The 15,208-nt window shown below is 44.2% G+C and carries 11 protein-coding genes and 1 tRNA gene; 3 read left to right on the plus strand and 9 right to left on the minus strand.

The genetic code is table 11. The annotated features are described in order from the left end of the window. Positions 1-288 precede the first annotated feature (288 nt). Positions 289-1,245 carry a hypothetical protein gene (locus tag I4V84_RS01325; protein WP_173718979.1) on the minus strand — a complete coding sequence of 319 codons (957 nt, stop codon included), beginning with the start codon at positions 1,243-1,245 and terminating at the stop codon, positions 289-291. A 201-nt stretch (positions 1,246-1,446) separates the two neighbouring features. Between I4V84_RS01325 and I4V84_RS01330 the strand changes: the two genes are divergently transcribed. Together I4V84_RS01330 and I4V84_RS01335 are read left to right on the plus strand one after the other, a co-directional pair. After that, complete coding sequence (locus I4V84_RS01330) at positions 1,447-1,932, plus strand: ureidoglycolate lyase (RefSeq protein WP_118578965.1); 486 nt, start codon at positions 1,447-1,449, stop codon at positions 1,930-1,932. 128 nt (positions 1,933-2,060) lie between these two features. Beyond that, positions 2,061-2,133 (plus strand) — tRNA-Thr (locus tag I4V84_RS01335). Positions 2,134-2,284: 151 nt separating this feature from the next. Here I4V84_RS01335 and glgB read toward each other — a convergent pair. Then, the gene (gene glgB / locus I4V84_RS01340; RefSeq protein ID WP_195991077.1) at positions 2,285-4,612 is read right to left on the minus strand and encodes a 1,4-alpha-glucan branching enzyme; all 2,328 of its coding nucleotides are present in this window, start codon (positions 4,610-4,612) and stop codon (positions 2,285-2,287) included. 215 nt (positions 4,613-4,827) lie between these two features. Here glgB and I4V84_RS01345 point away from each other — a divergent pair, with 215 nt between their 5' ends. After that, a complete protein-coding gene (locus I4V84_RS01345) occupies positions 4,828-5,802 on the plus strand; it encodes a carbohydrate kinase (protein ID WP_195991078.1) in 975 nt (324 codons plus the stop codon). Positions 5,803-6,293: 491 nt separating this feature from the next. Here the strand turns inward: I4V84_RS01345 and I4V84_RS01350 are convergent, their stop codons facing one another. From I4V84_RS01350 to tgt, 7 genes are all read right to left on the minus strand, one after another. Continuing rightward, positions 6,294-7,457, minus strand: a complete 1,164-nt coding sequence (locus tag I4V84_RS01350; RefSeq protein ID WP_118584301.1) for a phosphoglycerate dehydrogenase — start codon at positions 7,455-7,457, stop codon at positions 6,294-6,296. Further along, the gene (gene serC, locus I4V84_RS01355) at positions 7,457-8,539 is read right to left on the minus strand and encodes a 3-phosphoserine/phosphohydroxythreonine transaminase (protein ID WP_148461832.1); all 1,083 of its coding nucleotides are present in this window, start codon (positions 8,537-8,539) and stop codon (positions 7,457-7,459) included. Before serC ends, I4V84_RS01350 begins: the two co-directional genes overlap by 1 nt. After that, entirely contained in the window at positions 8,536-10,218 is a 1,683-nt protein-coding gene (gene ilvB / locus I4V84_RS01360) for a biosynthetic-type acetolactate synthase large subunit (protein ID WP_195991079.1), read from the minus strand. The genes serC and ilvB overlap by 4 nt, the downstream gene beginning before the upstream one ends. A 103-nt stretch (positions 10,219-10,321) precedes the next feature. After that, complete coding sequence (ilvD, locus tag I4V84_RS01365) at positions 10,322-11,995, minus strand: dihydroxy-acid dehydratase (protein ID WP_195991080.1); 1,674 nt, start codon at positions 11,993-11,995, stop codon at positions 10,322-10,324. A 68-nt stretch (positions 11,996-12,063) separates the two neighbouring features. Then, positions 12,064-13,146, minus strand: a complete 1,083-nt coding sequence (leuB, locus tag I4V84_RS01370) for a 3-isopropylmalate dehydrogenase (protein ID WP_195991081.1) — start codon at positions 13,144-13,146, stop codon at positions 12,064-12,066. A gap of 239 nt (positions 13,147-13,385) precedes the next feature. Beyond that, positions 13,386-13,685 carry a preprotein translocase subunit YajC gene (gene yajC / locus I4V84_RS01375; protein WP_118584184.1) on the minus strand — a complete coding sequence of 100 codons (300 nt, stop codon included), beginning with the start codon at positions 13,683-13,685 and terminating at the stop codon, positions 13,386-13,388. Positions 13,686-13,802: 117 nt separating this feature from the next. Continuing rightward, positions 13,803-14,960 (minus strand): tRNA guanosine(34) transglycosylase Tgt, encoded by a 1,158-nt coding sequence (tgt, locus tag I4V84_RS01380; protein WP_173717455.1) that lies wholly within the window; start codon positions 14,958-14,960, stop codon positions 13,803-13,805. Positions 14,961-15,208 lie beyond the last annotated feature (248 nt).

Genomic DNA, 15,208 nt, shown 5'->3' on the forward strand with positions numbered 1-15,208 from the left:
AATCTCTATATAAACACGGTGCATGTTTATATAGCGCCATTACTGTATATTGCTATATCGGTAACCCGTATTCCCATATAATTCTTCAAAAAAAGGTACAACTTTTCTAAAAAGCCTGGGGCGGAATAACCTGACATGTACCTCATCTCCTTTGTTTGCAATCAAGGTGTATTCTATCATAGAATGAATCATTTGAAAACAGTTATTTTCCCATTGATAACATATTTTTTCATTTTCATTTAACAGATCAGGAGCAGAACCAAATTGGCTCTGCTCCCTTGCAAAATGTTATCCAATATTATATTTTTTACGTATTTCTTCTTTATCTTCTTCAGAAATTTTAAGTGCATCCATAGCCTGATCCACAGACCAGTTCATTGTTTCTGTAAGAGTTTTAATTGAAGAAACCAAACTCTCGCAAACTCCTTTTTCATAATTTCTCTGTGCTACATCGTCAAGAACATGTCCCACATCTGTTACCTCACTTTCTAAATCCATTTCCATTTGGATTCCAAAATCGTCCTGCAAAATCATCCTTTTCTCTGAAGCATTCCGTTTATCTGAAAGTAAAACTTCCAACATTCGCAGGATGCCAGACGCTTCTTTATCATATGCATCCCCAAGGCATATAATCACATTTGTCAGAAGATCGTAATTTTCTTCTTTTTCATGTACATTTCCTATCATATTTTCCTCTTTTAGAGAATACCGATTAATTGTATTTTTTCGGTAATTTGGAGGATTTATACATATGAATACGTTATATACCTTCTTTATCTTTTCGTAATGTGAGTTTGTAAAAACCGTTCCATACTGTGAAGAAACCATCCTACAACAATAATAAATGCTACGCTTAATGATGGGATACCCAGGATAATAATTATTCTGAGGTTCCACATTAATGATCAGACTCAATCGATTGTCAGTGCCTGGTATCAATGCACTAAAGCGAATATCATAGGTTACTGTTCCTTCCGCTATGGTCGTATCTTCAGTAGATAGTCCTTTTATCAATTCGGGAGTTTCTTCATCCGGATATACTGGGATTTCAGAAACATACAAATCTCCTTCTATGTATTTCTCTGCAATTTCCTGTATTGCACACTCCCTGTACTCCTGCAGACAGCTTTTCATAATCCATGCAAGAATAATCTTGTTTGACAATAATTTCTTACATGCGTTATCATACGCTGCCTTTTCTCCTGCGGTAGAAAGCATTTTTGACAATTTGTTTGGTACTTTCATTCACCACAAGCCTTTCTTTATGAACTTTATCTACATTTTTATAATAACACATACTGCGTTCTTAAATCTATAAAACTTTTATTAAAAATATTAACTGCCTTTCTTTATTCACACTATCCATTTAAAGATATTTATTGAGCTTTTTCCAACACCATGATACAATAGCTTCAAGGGTTTTTACTACATTTGAGGAGGTTTACCATGAAAGAAATTACAGCTGTAAAAATTAATCCAACAGATTTTGCGCCCTTTGGCACCTACTGTTCCATGACTGAACCGGAAGGTTATCCTTTACAGGGCGAAATCCACAAATTTTATCCGGATCGTATCTCAGGTACCTGTATGGGAAGTATGGGATTTTCTCCCATTGCCGTACGCAAAGATGAGCGAATCGTTAAGATGGCAGAATACCACACAACCACCTGGGAAGGCATTGTAGCTCTGGATGATGATATGATCATTCATGTTGCTCCTGCATCTGCCGGTACGCCAGTCCCGGAACTTACAAAGGCCTTCCTTGTTCCCAAAGGATGTATGGTAAAGATCAATGCCGCTATCTGGCATTTATGTCCTCTGCCAGTAAACAACGATGTCCTTCATGCAATGATCATTTTACCGGAATGTACTTATGCCAATGACTGTACGGTAGTTGAGTTTGAGGAAAAAGACTGGTTTAAAATCGTATAATCAGAATTTTCACCCACGATAAATCAGAATTTTTACCCAAGATTTTCTTGACAAATGGCTGCTTATAACTTAAAATATCTTTTGTGTCTGATAAGTGTATAAATTTTTATACACTTATCATTCCATAAGCTGGAATAGCTCAGTCGGTAGAGCACTTCACTCGTAATGAAGGGGTCGTGAGTTCGAGTCTCATTTCCAGCTTTTTTTATTTGCATCAATCGGATATTTCTGATCTGCTTCGCTACTTGCTTATTGTAAAAAGATTCAAAAAGACTGCATTCCTCACATCTGAAATTCAGATATGTAAATACAGTCTTTTTTGCTATTTTATTACTTATTGGCTATTTATTTCTCATTTGCTATTTCTGTCTGCTTTGTTATTGTCATTTTTTACTGTGGCTCTTTTCTTCACTATTTCTGCCTTTTTCTCTGCCTTGACAGCTTCTTCTACTTTCGTAGCTTTTTCTTCCTTTACTGACTTCTTTGCTGGAGTTTTTGCCTTCACAGTCCTTACCAGTTTTCCTGCAGTCTTATCTTTCGCAGTCTTATCTTTCGCAGTTTTCGCTGCGGTCACTTTCTTCCTGGCTGGGGCTTTCCCGGGAGTGCAGCTGTAAATGCTCACACCAAGTGCCGGCAGCTTCACCTTAATAGAATACTCCCGTTCATCGCACTCTTCTGCTTTTGCTGTCTTCACACGAGAATTCACTACACCCTCTCCGCCGAATTCTACTACATCGCTATTAAAGATTTCTTTATATTTTCCTGCAAAAGGCACGCCCACCTGGTAATTCTCGTAGGGTATTGCGGCGAAATTACAGATTACAAGCAGCGTTTCCTCTGGTTTCTCTGTCTTACGCAGGAAAGTGATCACATTCTCCTCGTATTTCATCAGCTGAACCCACTCAAATCCGTCATACTCATCATCCATCTGATAAAGAGCAGGCGAACTCTTATAAAGGGTATTCAACGCCTGAATGCATTTGGCAAGTCCCTCCGGCATATCAGTCCCCGGTGCCATCATTTTACAGCCAGGATGCACCATCATATAAGAATAAGCCTCTCTCACCTGTGCCAGCTTCTGCTTCTCATCTCCCGGAAGTTTCGCCATAAACTCATTCAGGCTTCCCACATCTCTGTTTCCAAGAGTCAGAATATAATGCTCAGAATATGCATATAAGGTGGACAAAGTCAGCTGGTCATGATAATTCTTCCGCAAAATCGGATCCACAGACAGATAAAAGAGGAAATCTCTTGTCCATCCGCCACTCCACTTATAATCAAATCCAATGTGATCACTTTCCACACTGTCAGTCAGCTCTGGCCACAGACCATCCTCCTGTGCGATCAGAAGTGCCCCTGGATCACGCTTCTTCAAAATAGAATTCAGATGCTTCAGAAATTCAATGGCTTGAAGATTCTCATTGGAGCCATACATATTCGGCGTCCATCCATCCTTTCTTCCATAATCCAGATAAAGCATGGCATCCACATCATCCATACGAAGACCGTCCACATGGAAAACCTCCAGCCAGAAACAGGCATTGGAAATCAGGAAATCCATTACCATAGGGCTGTCATAATTATAAAGCATGGTGCCCCACATCGGGTGGACTGCCATTTCCGGGTCTTTCACTTCATAAAGGGGCGTTCCGTCAAATTTCTCCAGACCGCCTGCGTATCTCGGGAACTGAGCCGGTGACCAGTCAAGGATCACGCCTATTCCCACCTGATGAAGCTCATCTACCAGCGCTGCAAATTCTGCTGGTGTGCCATAACGTGTGCTGACTGCAAAGTATGCAGATGTAGGGTATCCGTCTGAGCCATCCTCCAGAAATTCCATAACCGGATGAAGTTCCACATGAGTATATCCCTTTTCTTTCGCAAAAGCCACCAGCTCTTTTCCTGATTTCCACTGTCCCAGACTTGTCTCATAAATGGAAACCGGCTGCCTGCGGTCGTCGTATTTCTTACGTTCAGCCATCCAGCTGCTGTCGTTCCATGTAAAATCAGAAACATCTGCCACAACAGAATTCCACAACGGTGCAGGCTGGGTTCTGTTTCCATAAGGATCTGCCTTCTGAAGGAGCACATCCCCTTTCGCCTTAATTTCATAACGATAGGCATCTCCCGCCTTTACTCCCGGGATAAAAAGTTCAAAAAGGCCTGACATGGGCATCTTGTGCATGGGGAGTGCTCTGCCATCCCAATTATTGAATTCGCCAACCACACTTACCCGAACTGCATTGGGTGCCCACACTGCGAAATGAGTGCCTGCTACCCCATTCATCACCATGGGATGTGCGCCCATTTTCTTATAGGCTTCATAATATACGCCGCCAAGGAAGGCTCTTTCATCCTCTTCTGTGAGAAGTCCGCCAAATGCGTAGGCATCCTTAAAGTTCTTCGTCTCCTTCTCAAACTCTACCTGAAATTCATAATCCGGAATTCTTCTGCCTGGGATCAGCACTGCATAATAGCCAGCCTCGTCCTCCAGCTCCATTTCATATTTCGTGCGCCCTGTAACCACTGCCGCAGCTCTGGCTTCCGGAAAAAAGCCCTGTATCAGCACACCATCCGGTGTCAGTCTCGGTCCCATCACATCTCTTGGCGCTGTCTCTTCCCCGTATACAACCGCTTCAATTTCTGGCCAGTCCATATAATCATATACTGTTTTGCTCATAAGTCTCTCCATTTCCCCGCCAATTTTCACGGACTGTCGGATTTCCGGAAAATATGTTAATATTGTTATATTTTTCCCATCGATCCGACCATAATTTTGATATTTCTATTTTACCATTTTAAGCGGGAAAAAGAAAGAAATTTGTTTGACAAATACACCCCTCTGCGTTAAATTATTGGTATATGATTTTGAAAACACCTAAGGAGGATTTTTCAATGAGTAATCGAAACTACGACGTAACTTCACTTGGCGAGCTTCTCATCGATTTCACAGAGAATGGAACCAGCGCGCAGGGCAACCCGATCATGGAAGCGAACCCGGGCGGAGCTCCATGTAATGTTCTGGCTATGCTTGAGCGCCTTGGCAAGAAGACCGCTTTTATCGGAAAAGTTGGAAAGGATATGTTCGGAAACCAGCTGAAGGCTGCTGTTGAAGAAGTTGGAATTGATACAAGAGCTCTTATTATGGATGAAGAAGTACATACCACACTGGCATTTGTCCACACCTATCCGGATGGAGACAGAGACTTCTCTTTCTATCGTAATCCAGGTGCTGACATGATGCTGACTATGGATGAGGTTCCAGACGACCTGATCCGCGATTCCCGCATTTTCCATTTCGGAACTCTCTCTTCTACCCATGAGGGCGTACGTGAAGCTACACGTCATGCCATTGAGGTAGCAAAAGAAGCCGGCTGTATCATCACCTTTGACCCCAATCTGCGCCCGCCACTCTGGAAATCCCTTGAGGATGCCCGCGTCGAGATTGAATACGGTCTTACCAAATGTGACGTTCTGAAGATTTCTGACAACGAAGTGGAATTCCTTTTCGATACTACAGACTATGACAAGGGTGCTGCACTGATCGAAGAGAAATATCACATTCCGCTGGTTCTTATCACCATGGGTAAAGACGGAAGCCGTGCTTATTACAAGGGACGCCGCGTAGAATGCGCTCCATTCCTTCAGGAGCACACCATTGAGACCACAGGTGCCGGAGACACCTTCTGTGCCAGCATCCTGAACTATGTTCTGGAGCACGGTCTTAAGGATCTTACAGATGAGAATCTTATGGAAATGCTTACCTTTGCTAACGCAGGCGCTTCCCTTATTACTACCCGCAAGGGTGCTCTCCGTGTCATGCCAACTCGCGAAGAAGTTAAGGAATTTATTGCAAAGAGCGGCAGATAAATATGTAGCTTTGAATCGCAATTTTTAATTAAAGCAAAAACAGGAATCGCTAATCTGAAATTTAGTGGTTCCTGTTTTATTATTAGAATATTTTATATATTATTGTTAAATTTCTCAGTTGTGTTCTTCTATCATAACTGTTATAATCATCGTATGGGTGTTGCCATAACGGTAGGCGGTTAGTCCTTCAACAGAGGGACTGTGACCCTCTGATTACATAGAAACCCTGAAAGGGAATTCAGTGGAAAGGAGGGCTAGGCCAATGAGTATTATTGACTTTATAGCAGTTGTAAGCTTCGGCTTAACCTGCTTTACAATAGGATACACATTGGGTAAAGATGTAAATAATACACAAAAATAGCCGCCCTGTCTGTAAACTAAGCGGCAATTTTTGCTAACCAGTATATGGGCTAACCGTCTATCGGCAACACTCTTTTTCTATACTTATATTAACATTCTGTTGTCTTAATGTCAATTATCTATATTCGAATTTATTTCACCACGCGAACCTTTGAAACACCCTCAATAGCCTTCAGTGCATCCAGTGCCTCTGCGGAAGCCGCACTCTCCAGATCGATCAGAGTATACGCATACTCACCTTTACTCTTGTTTGTCATATCTGCAATGTTCAGGCCCTCAGCACCAAGAATTTTGGTCAGCTGGCTGATCATGTTAGGAATGTTCTTATGTGTAATGGCAATACGTCCAACTGCTACGCAGGTACCCATATCACAGTTCGGGAAGTTTACGGAGTTTTTGATATTACCATTCTCAAGGAAATCACGAACCTCCTTCACAGCCATAACTGCACAGTTCTCCTCAGATTCCTCTGTGGATGCTCCAAGATGAGGAGTTACCAGAATGCCCTCATGACCTGCAACTGTATGGTTGGCAAAGTCTGTTACATACTTTTTCACCTTGCCGCTGTTCAGCGCCTCAATCAGTGCATCCTCATCAACCAGAAGGTCACGGGCAAAGTTCAAAAGTACAACACCGTCTTTCATCTTCTCGAAAGCTTCTTTGTTGATCATCTTCTTTGTGGAATCCAGAAGCGGTACATGTACAGTAATATAATCACACTTGCTGTAAATCTCATCTAGGCTCTTGCTGTGCTTAATAGTACGGGAAAGGTTCCATGCTGCATCGATGGAAATGTATGGATCATATCCATAAACCTCCATACCAAGGGAAGCTGCTGCATTTGCCACCATGCTTCCGATAGCACCAAGACCGATGATACCAAGCTTTTTGCCCATGATCTCACAGCCTGCAAACTGTTTCTTCTGTTTCTCAGCAAGCTTATCAATATCTTCCTGGTCTTTTTCTCTCTGTACCCACTCAATACCTCCCACAATGTCACGGGAAGCAAGAAGCATACCGGCAAGAACCAGCTCCTTTACACCATTTGCATTGGCTCCAGGAGTATTAAATACGACGATGCCTTTCTCTGCACACTCTTTCACCGGAATGTTATTGACTCCGGCTCCGGCACGTGCGATCACAGCAACACTCTCCGGCAACTCCATGTCATGCATCTTGGCACTTCTTACAAGAACTGCCTGGCAGTCATCCAGAGTATCTGCTTTTTTATAATTATCATCAAAAATGTCCAGGCCTTTCTGGGCAATAGGATTCAGACAATGATACTGAAACATCAGGCATTTTCCTCCTCAAACTTTTTCATGAATGCAACCAGCGCTTCCACACCAGCCTTTGGCATTGCGTTATAAATACTTGCTCTCATACCGCCAACGGTTCTGTGGCCTTTCAGGTTCACAAGACCTGCCTTGGCAGCCTCAGCAACGAATTTCGCATCCATCTCTTTATCTCCTGTTACAAAAGGAACATTCATAAGAGAACGGTCTTTCGGAACAACGGTGCCATGGAAAAGCTTGCTGGAATCAAGGAAATCGTAAAGGATCTTTGCTTTCTCCTCGTTGCGTTTCTTCATCTCTTCCAGACCGCCCATTTTTTTCAGCCATTTGAAAACTTTACCGCATACGTAGATGCAATATGCATTCGGTGTATTATAAAGGGAACCAGCGTCTGCATGTGTCTTATAGGTAAGCATGGTAGGTGTTCCCGGAAGAACATCTTCTGTGATCAGATCCTCGCGGATAATGGCGATTACCATACCTGCAGGTCCGATGTTCTTCTGAACGCCGCCATAGATAATACCATATTTGCTTACATCAACCGGCTCGGAAAGGAAACAGGAGGATACATCTGCCACAAGTGTTTTGCCCTTTGTATTTGGAAGCTCTTTGAACTTGGTTCCATAAATGGTGTTGTTCTCACAGATATAAACATAGTCTGCATCCGGGCTGATCGGCAGATCGCTGCAATCCGGAATGTAAGAGAAAGTCTTATCCTCGGAAGAAGCAATCTTGTTTGCTTTTCCGTATTTCTGTGCTTCCTGGTATGCTTTCTTTGCCCACTGACCGGTTACAATGTAGTCAGCCACCTTATTTTTCATAAGGTTCATTGGGATCATGGCAAACTGCTGGGAAGCGCCGCCCTGAAGGAAAAGTACCTTATAGTTGTCCGGAATATTCATCAGCTCACGAAGATCCTTCTCAGCTGTGTCAATGATTTCCTGGAATGCAGCACTTCTGTGGCTCATTTCCATAACGGACATGCCGGTACCATTGTAATCCATCATTTCATCTGCGACTTCTTTCAACACCTCTTCTGGAAGGACCGCCGGTCCTGCGGAAAAATTGTACACTCTGCTCATTTCTTCACATCCTCCTCATCAAATACCTCGTCTAAACTTGCTCCTGCAGGAACCATAGGATATACGCTTAAATCCTGGTCGATCCAGCAATCGAGAACTACCGGACCCTCTGATGAAAGCGCCATCTTAAGTGCAGGCTCTACTTCTTCCATCTTCGTAACACGGATTGCTTTTGCTCCCATTGCTTCAGAAACTTTCACGAAGTCCACACCATCATTTAAGATGGTCTGAGAATATCTTTGTTCATAGAACAGAGTCTGCCACTGACGTACCATTCCCAGAACATGATTGTTCAGAATAATCTGGACAAGAGGTTTGCCGCAGCGAACTGCCGTGGCGATCTCGTTCATGTTCATACGGAAACAGCCGTCTCCTGCTATATTTACCACGGTTTTGTCCGGGCAGCCCATCTTTGCTCCGATTGCTGCGCCAAGGCCGTAACCCATGGTGCCAAGCCCTCCTGATGTCAGGAAGGTTCTCGGCTCCTTAAATTTGAAATACTGGGCAGCCCACATCTGGTGCTGTCCTACATCTGTGGAAACGATTGCATCTCCATCTGTCAGTTCATAAAGCTTCTGGATCACGTAGGGTCCGGTAAGCTGGGAATGATCGTAATTCAGCGGATACTTAGCTTTCATATCCTGAATATGCTGTACCCATTCATCATGGCGCTTCTCCGGGATTTTCTCAAGGAGAAGCTTCAGCACTTCCCTCAGATCTCCGATCACGGAGGCATCAACTGCAATATTCTTGTTGATTTCCGCTGCATCTACATCAATCTGCAGGATCTTTGCCTTCGGTGCGAAGGTCTTTGTATCTCCTGTCACACGGTCGCTGAAGCGTGCACCAAGAGTGATCAGAAGGTCACACTCGCACATTGCGTAGTTGGAAGTTTTGGTTCCATGCATTCCAACCGGACCTGTGTAAAGCTCATCCTCTCCGGAAAAAGCCCCTTTTCCCATAAGGCTGTCGCAGACCGGAGCCTGGATCTTGTGGGCAAGTGCACGGACTTCTTCAGATGCATCTGCGATCACAGCACCGCCGCCAACAAAAATAAATGGCTTTTTCGCTGCTGCGATCATCTGGGCTGCTGTATCCACATCCTTCGGACGGATGGTGTCAACCTTCGGCTCTACGGCTGTGATGGTGTGACGGATATATTCACATTTTGCTGCGGTTACGTCCTTTGGCACATCTACGAGTACCGGACCAGGACGACCGCTTTTGGCGATGATAAAAGCTTTGCGGATGGTGTCTGCAAGTTTTGTTACATCTTTGACAATATAGCTGTGTTTTGTCACAGGCATTACAATGCCTGCGATATCAACTTCCTGGAAGGAATCTTTTCCAAGAAGGGCAGTTCCAACATTACAGGTAATTGCTACCACAGGAACAGAGTCCATACACGCGGTGGCAATTCCGGTTACCAGGTTGGTTGCACCTGGGCCGGAAGTTGCCAGACACACGCCGACCTTTCCTGTCGCACGGGCGTAACCGTCTGCCGTGTGGGAAGCTCCCTGCTCATGGGAAGTAAGTACATGTTTAATTTTATCACTGTATCGGTAAAGGGCGTCATAAACGTTCAGAATAGCTCCGCCTGGATATCCGAAAACAGTATCCACACTTTGCTCCAGCAAACATTCTATGATGATCTCCGCTCCTGTAAGCTGCAATTTCATTTCCTCCTGGTATATTATACTGTAAAAATCCCGGACATTTGCTATGAAAGAACCATGCTTTCATGAACCATAATTCCATTCACATGTCCGGATAAGAATCTTATTATTTCGCTTTCGGAACCTCGAGGATCGCACCGCGGTTTCCGGAAGTAACCATTGCTGCATATCTTGCCAGGTATCCGGTTGTAACCTTCGGCTCTCTCGGCTGCCATTTTGCTTTTCTTGCTGCAAGCTCTTCATCAGAAACCTTCAGTTCCAGCTTCAGTTCCGGAATATTGATGCTGATGATATCCCCTTCCTCAACAAGGGCGATGGGACCGCCTACTGCTGCCTCTGGTGAAACATGTCCGATGGAAGCGCCTCTGGATGCACCACTGAAACGTCCATCTGTAATAAGGGCTACAGAAGAGCCAAGTCCCATACCTGCGATTGCAGAGGTAGGATTCAGCATTTCTCTCATTCCAGGACCACCCTTCGGTCCTTCATAACGGATGACAACAACGTCACCTTCTACGATCTTGCCGCCTTTGATTGCTGCGATTGCGTCTTCCTCGCAGTCAAAAACTCTTGCAGGTCCTTCATGAACCATCATCTCCGCAACAACTGCAGAACGTTTTACAACGCTTCCGTCTGGTGCAAGATTGCCCCGAAGTACAGCAAGTCCGCCTGTGGTGCTGTATGGATTGTCGATCGGGCGGATTACTTCCGGGTTCAGGTTTACACAGTCCTTGATATTCTCGCCTACTGTTTTTCCGGTTACAGTCATGCATTCTGTGTGAAGGAGTCCCTTCTTATTCAGCTCGTTCATAACTGCGTATACGCCGCCTGCTTCGTTCAGGTCTTCCATGTAGGTAGGGCCTGCAGGTGCAAGGTGGCAGATATTCGGAGTCTTTGCACTGATTTCATTTGCAAAGCTGATATCGAAATCCCAGCCAATCTCATGTGCAATTGCCGGAAGATGAAGCATACTGTTTGTGGAACAGCCAAGAGCCATATCTACCGTAAGGGCATTCAGAAGTGCCTCTTTTGTCATAATATCTCTTGGACGGATGTTGCGGCGGTACATTTCCATAACCTGCATTCCTGCATGCTTTGCAAGACGGATACGCTCGGAATATACAGCCGGGATGGTTCCGTTTCCTTTCAGTCCCATACCAAGAACCTCAGTAAGGCAGTTCATACTGTTTGCAGTGTACATACCGGAACAGGAACCGCAGGTCGGACATGTTTTGTTCTCACACTCAATCAGGCCTTCCTCTGTAAGCTTGCCTGCTGCGTAAGCACCAACAGCCTCAAACATGCTGGATAGACTTGTCTTGTGTCCGTTTAAGTGACCAGCCAGCATCGGGCCTCCGCTTACGAATACGGTAGGAACGTTGATTCTGGCTGCTGCCATCAGAAGTCCCGGTACGTTCTTGTCACAGTTCGGGATCATAACAAGAGCATCAAACTGGTGAGCCAATGCCATGGCCTCTGTGGAATCTGCGATCAGGTCTCTTGTTACAAGAGAATATTTCATACCGATATGTCCCATTGCAATACCGTCACAGACAGCGATTGCAGGGAACATGACCGGAGTTCCTCCAGCCATTGCCACGCCAAGCTTTACGGCCTGTGCGATTTTATCCAGGTTCATGTGGCCTGGTACGATCTCATTATAGGAACAAACGATTCCTACTAATGGACGCTCCATTTCTTCTTTTGTCATTCCAAGGGCATTGAACAGGGAACGGTGAGGTGCCTGCTGTGTGCCTGTTTTTACTGCGTCACTTCTCATAACTTGTATCTCCTTTTTGCTTCATAGCCGGGAAAAATGATCCATTTGCTTTTTGTTTATTTCGAATTCTAAATTTCCTTAGCGATCAGGTCACCCATCTCTTTCGTTCCAACCAGAGTGCATCCCTCAGACATAATGTCACCGGTACGGTATCCGGCAGTCAGAACCTTCTGTACAGCAGTCTCAACTACATTTGCTTCCTCATCCAGATCCAGGGAAAAACGAAGCATCATGGCTGCGGAAAGGATGGTTGCGATCGGGTTGGCCTTATTCTGACCTGCAATATCAGGTGCAGAGCCATGGCTTGGCTCATAAAGACCAAATTTTGTCTCGTTCAGGCTGGCAGAGGAAAGCATTCCGATAGATCCTGTCACCATGCTGGCCTCATCAGAAAGAATATCGCCGAACATATTCTCAGTGAGAATAACATCAAACTGCTTGGGATCTCTCACCAGCTGCATTGCACAGTTGTCAACCAGCATATGCTCAAGAGTAACTTCCGGGTAATCCTTCGCTACCTCTTCTACTACTTTTCTCCAAAGTCTGGAGGAATCCAGAACATTTGCCTTGTCAACGCTTGTTACTTTTTTGCGGCGTTTCATGGCAATGTCAAATGCCTTGATGGCAATTCTGCGAATCTCGTTTTCGTTGTAGGAAAGGGTATCGATGGCTTTCTTTACACCGTTCTCTTCTACTGTTTTTCTTTCGCCAAAATAAAGACCGCCTGTAAGCTCTCGTACGATGATCATGTCAAATCCGTCTCCAATGATCTCATCGCGAAGAGGGCATGCTGCACGAAGTTCGTTGTATAAATATGCAGGGCGAAGGTTTGCAAAAAGATTCAGTGCCTTACGAATGGCAAGAAGTCCTGCCTCCGGGCGTTTGGATGGCTCCAGCTTATACCATGGGGATGTCTTGGCATCTCCACCGATAGAGCCCATAAGAACTGCATCAGAAGCTTTCGCTGTAGCGATTGCCTCGTCTGTAAGCGGTACTCCATGTACATCAATGGAAGCTCCGCCTAAAAGTACTTCAGAATAAGAAAAAGTATGTCCATATTTCTCACATACTTTGTCCAGAACTTTTTTTGCTTCTGCAACGATTTCCGGACCGATTCCGTCTCCGGGGATCAGTGAAATGTTGTAATTCATAATAATTTCCTCTCCTTCGTTTCTGAATGCCAGCGGAAAATCACCTCTCGCCTGACACCAATGGATAATTGTTATTATAATAACGCACTTTCTTTAATATTTCAACATGTTAAAGTAAAAAACTGTCAAAAAACTGCCTTTTTTCCCATTCTCAAAAAACATTCACGGAAGAAAAAAGGCCCCATCCCTTTATGGAATGAAGCCTGTTCTTAGTTTCTGTCATATTCGGATGAATCTGATTATGCAGAAGCCTGCTCTGCTTTCTCAACTTCGGCAATTGCCTGTTTCCTCATAGGGATACGGCAGTTCTTATTGTTACCGAACTCTACGATCACGTCTTCTTCTGTCATGTCGATGATGACACCGTAGAAGCCGCTTGTAGTTACAATACTGTCACCTACAGCCATATCGCTGAGCATCGCCTGTACTCTCTTCTGCTCTTTCTTCTGAGGTCTGATCATCAGAAAATACATAATACCGAAAAGTACAACCAGCCATACGATGGTAAATCCCATACTCATTCCGCTTGATGCGTCCATTTGCTATTCCTCCTGTATCTTACTATCACGCCCTGTCTTTTTCACCAGCGCATTATAGTATATAATACACAAAATAATTTGATTCTTCAAGTATTTTTCCGATTTTTTATATTAATTTCATTTACTATATCTGCTGTTAATTTTTCCCTCTTCAAAACCAGCCAGTCGCATTTCTTTATATTCTGCAAAATTGCCCTGATCCAGTGCATCCCTGATTTCCTCCATCAGGTGATTGTAGAAGTAAAGATTGTGAAGCACGCAAAGGCGCATTCCCAACATTTCTTTCGCTTTCAGAAGGTGGCGGATATAGGCTCTGCTGTAATGCTGACAGGCAGGACACTGACATCCCTCTTCGATTGGGGACGGATCCAATTCATATTTCGCATTAAACAGATTCAGCTTGCCGCGATTGGTGTAAACATGTCCATGACGTCCGTTACGGCTTGGATATACACAGTCAAAGAAGTCGATTCCTCTTGCGACTCCTTCCAGAATATTAGCAGGAGTACCTACTCCCATCAGATAGGTAGGTTTGTTCTGCGGAAGGTGAGGCACGACTTCGTCCAGAATATGATACATCTGCTCATGAGTTTCCCCAACTGCAAGACCGCCAACTGCGTAGCCGTCCAGATCCAGTTTGGAAATGGTATCTGCATGCGCAATACGGATATCTGCATAGATAGCTCCCTGATTGATTCCGAAAAGCAGCTGCTCTTTATTCACTGTATCCGGCAGTCCGTTCAGTCTGGACATCTCTGCCTTGCAGCGCTCCAGCCATCTGGTAGTGCGGTCTACAGAAGCCTGTACATATTCTCTGCTTGCCACGCTGCTTGGACATTCGTCAAATGCCATGGCAATGGTGGAACCCAGATTAGACTGGATCTGCATACTCTCCTCTGGTCCCATAAAAATCTTATGACCGTCAATGTGGGACTGGAAATAGACCCCCTCTTCCTTGATCTTACGAAGTCCTGCCAGGGAAAACACCTGAAAGCCGCCGGAATCAGTGAGAATCGGTCTGTCCCAGACCATAAATTTGTGAAGTCCGCCAAATTCCTTGATCAGCTTGTCTCCTGTTCTTACATGGAGATGATAGGTATTGGAAAGCTCAACCTGGGTTCCGATATCCTTCAGATCCATGGTGGATACTGCACCCTTGATGGCTCCAACAGTTCCCACGTTCATAAACACAGGTGTCTGGATAGTTCCATGTACTGTCTCAAACTGGGCACGCTTGGCACGGCCTTCTGTTTTCATAAGTGTATATTTTGCCATATATGAATCCTTTCTTTTTTAAGTCTTTATCTTCAAAAAAATTTCTGTTTCTGCTGCCCTGCAAAGACATTTTTCTTTTTACACTTACAAAAGAGTGTAAAACCACGGCAGAAAACTTCATATATTATAGCCCGAAATAACCGAAAATTCAACACTTGTGCAAAGAATCCTTGTTAAACTTTTACATTGTCATTTAAGCCGGGGTATCGTATAATATTACGGAATATTTGCATTTGAATTTTTCACAT

This window comes from Ruminococcus sp. 1001713B170207_170306_F1 (assembly GCF_015668065.1).
GTDB lineage: Bacteria > Bacillota > Clostridia > Lachnospirales > Lachnospiraceae > Blautia_A > Blautia_A faecis.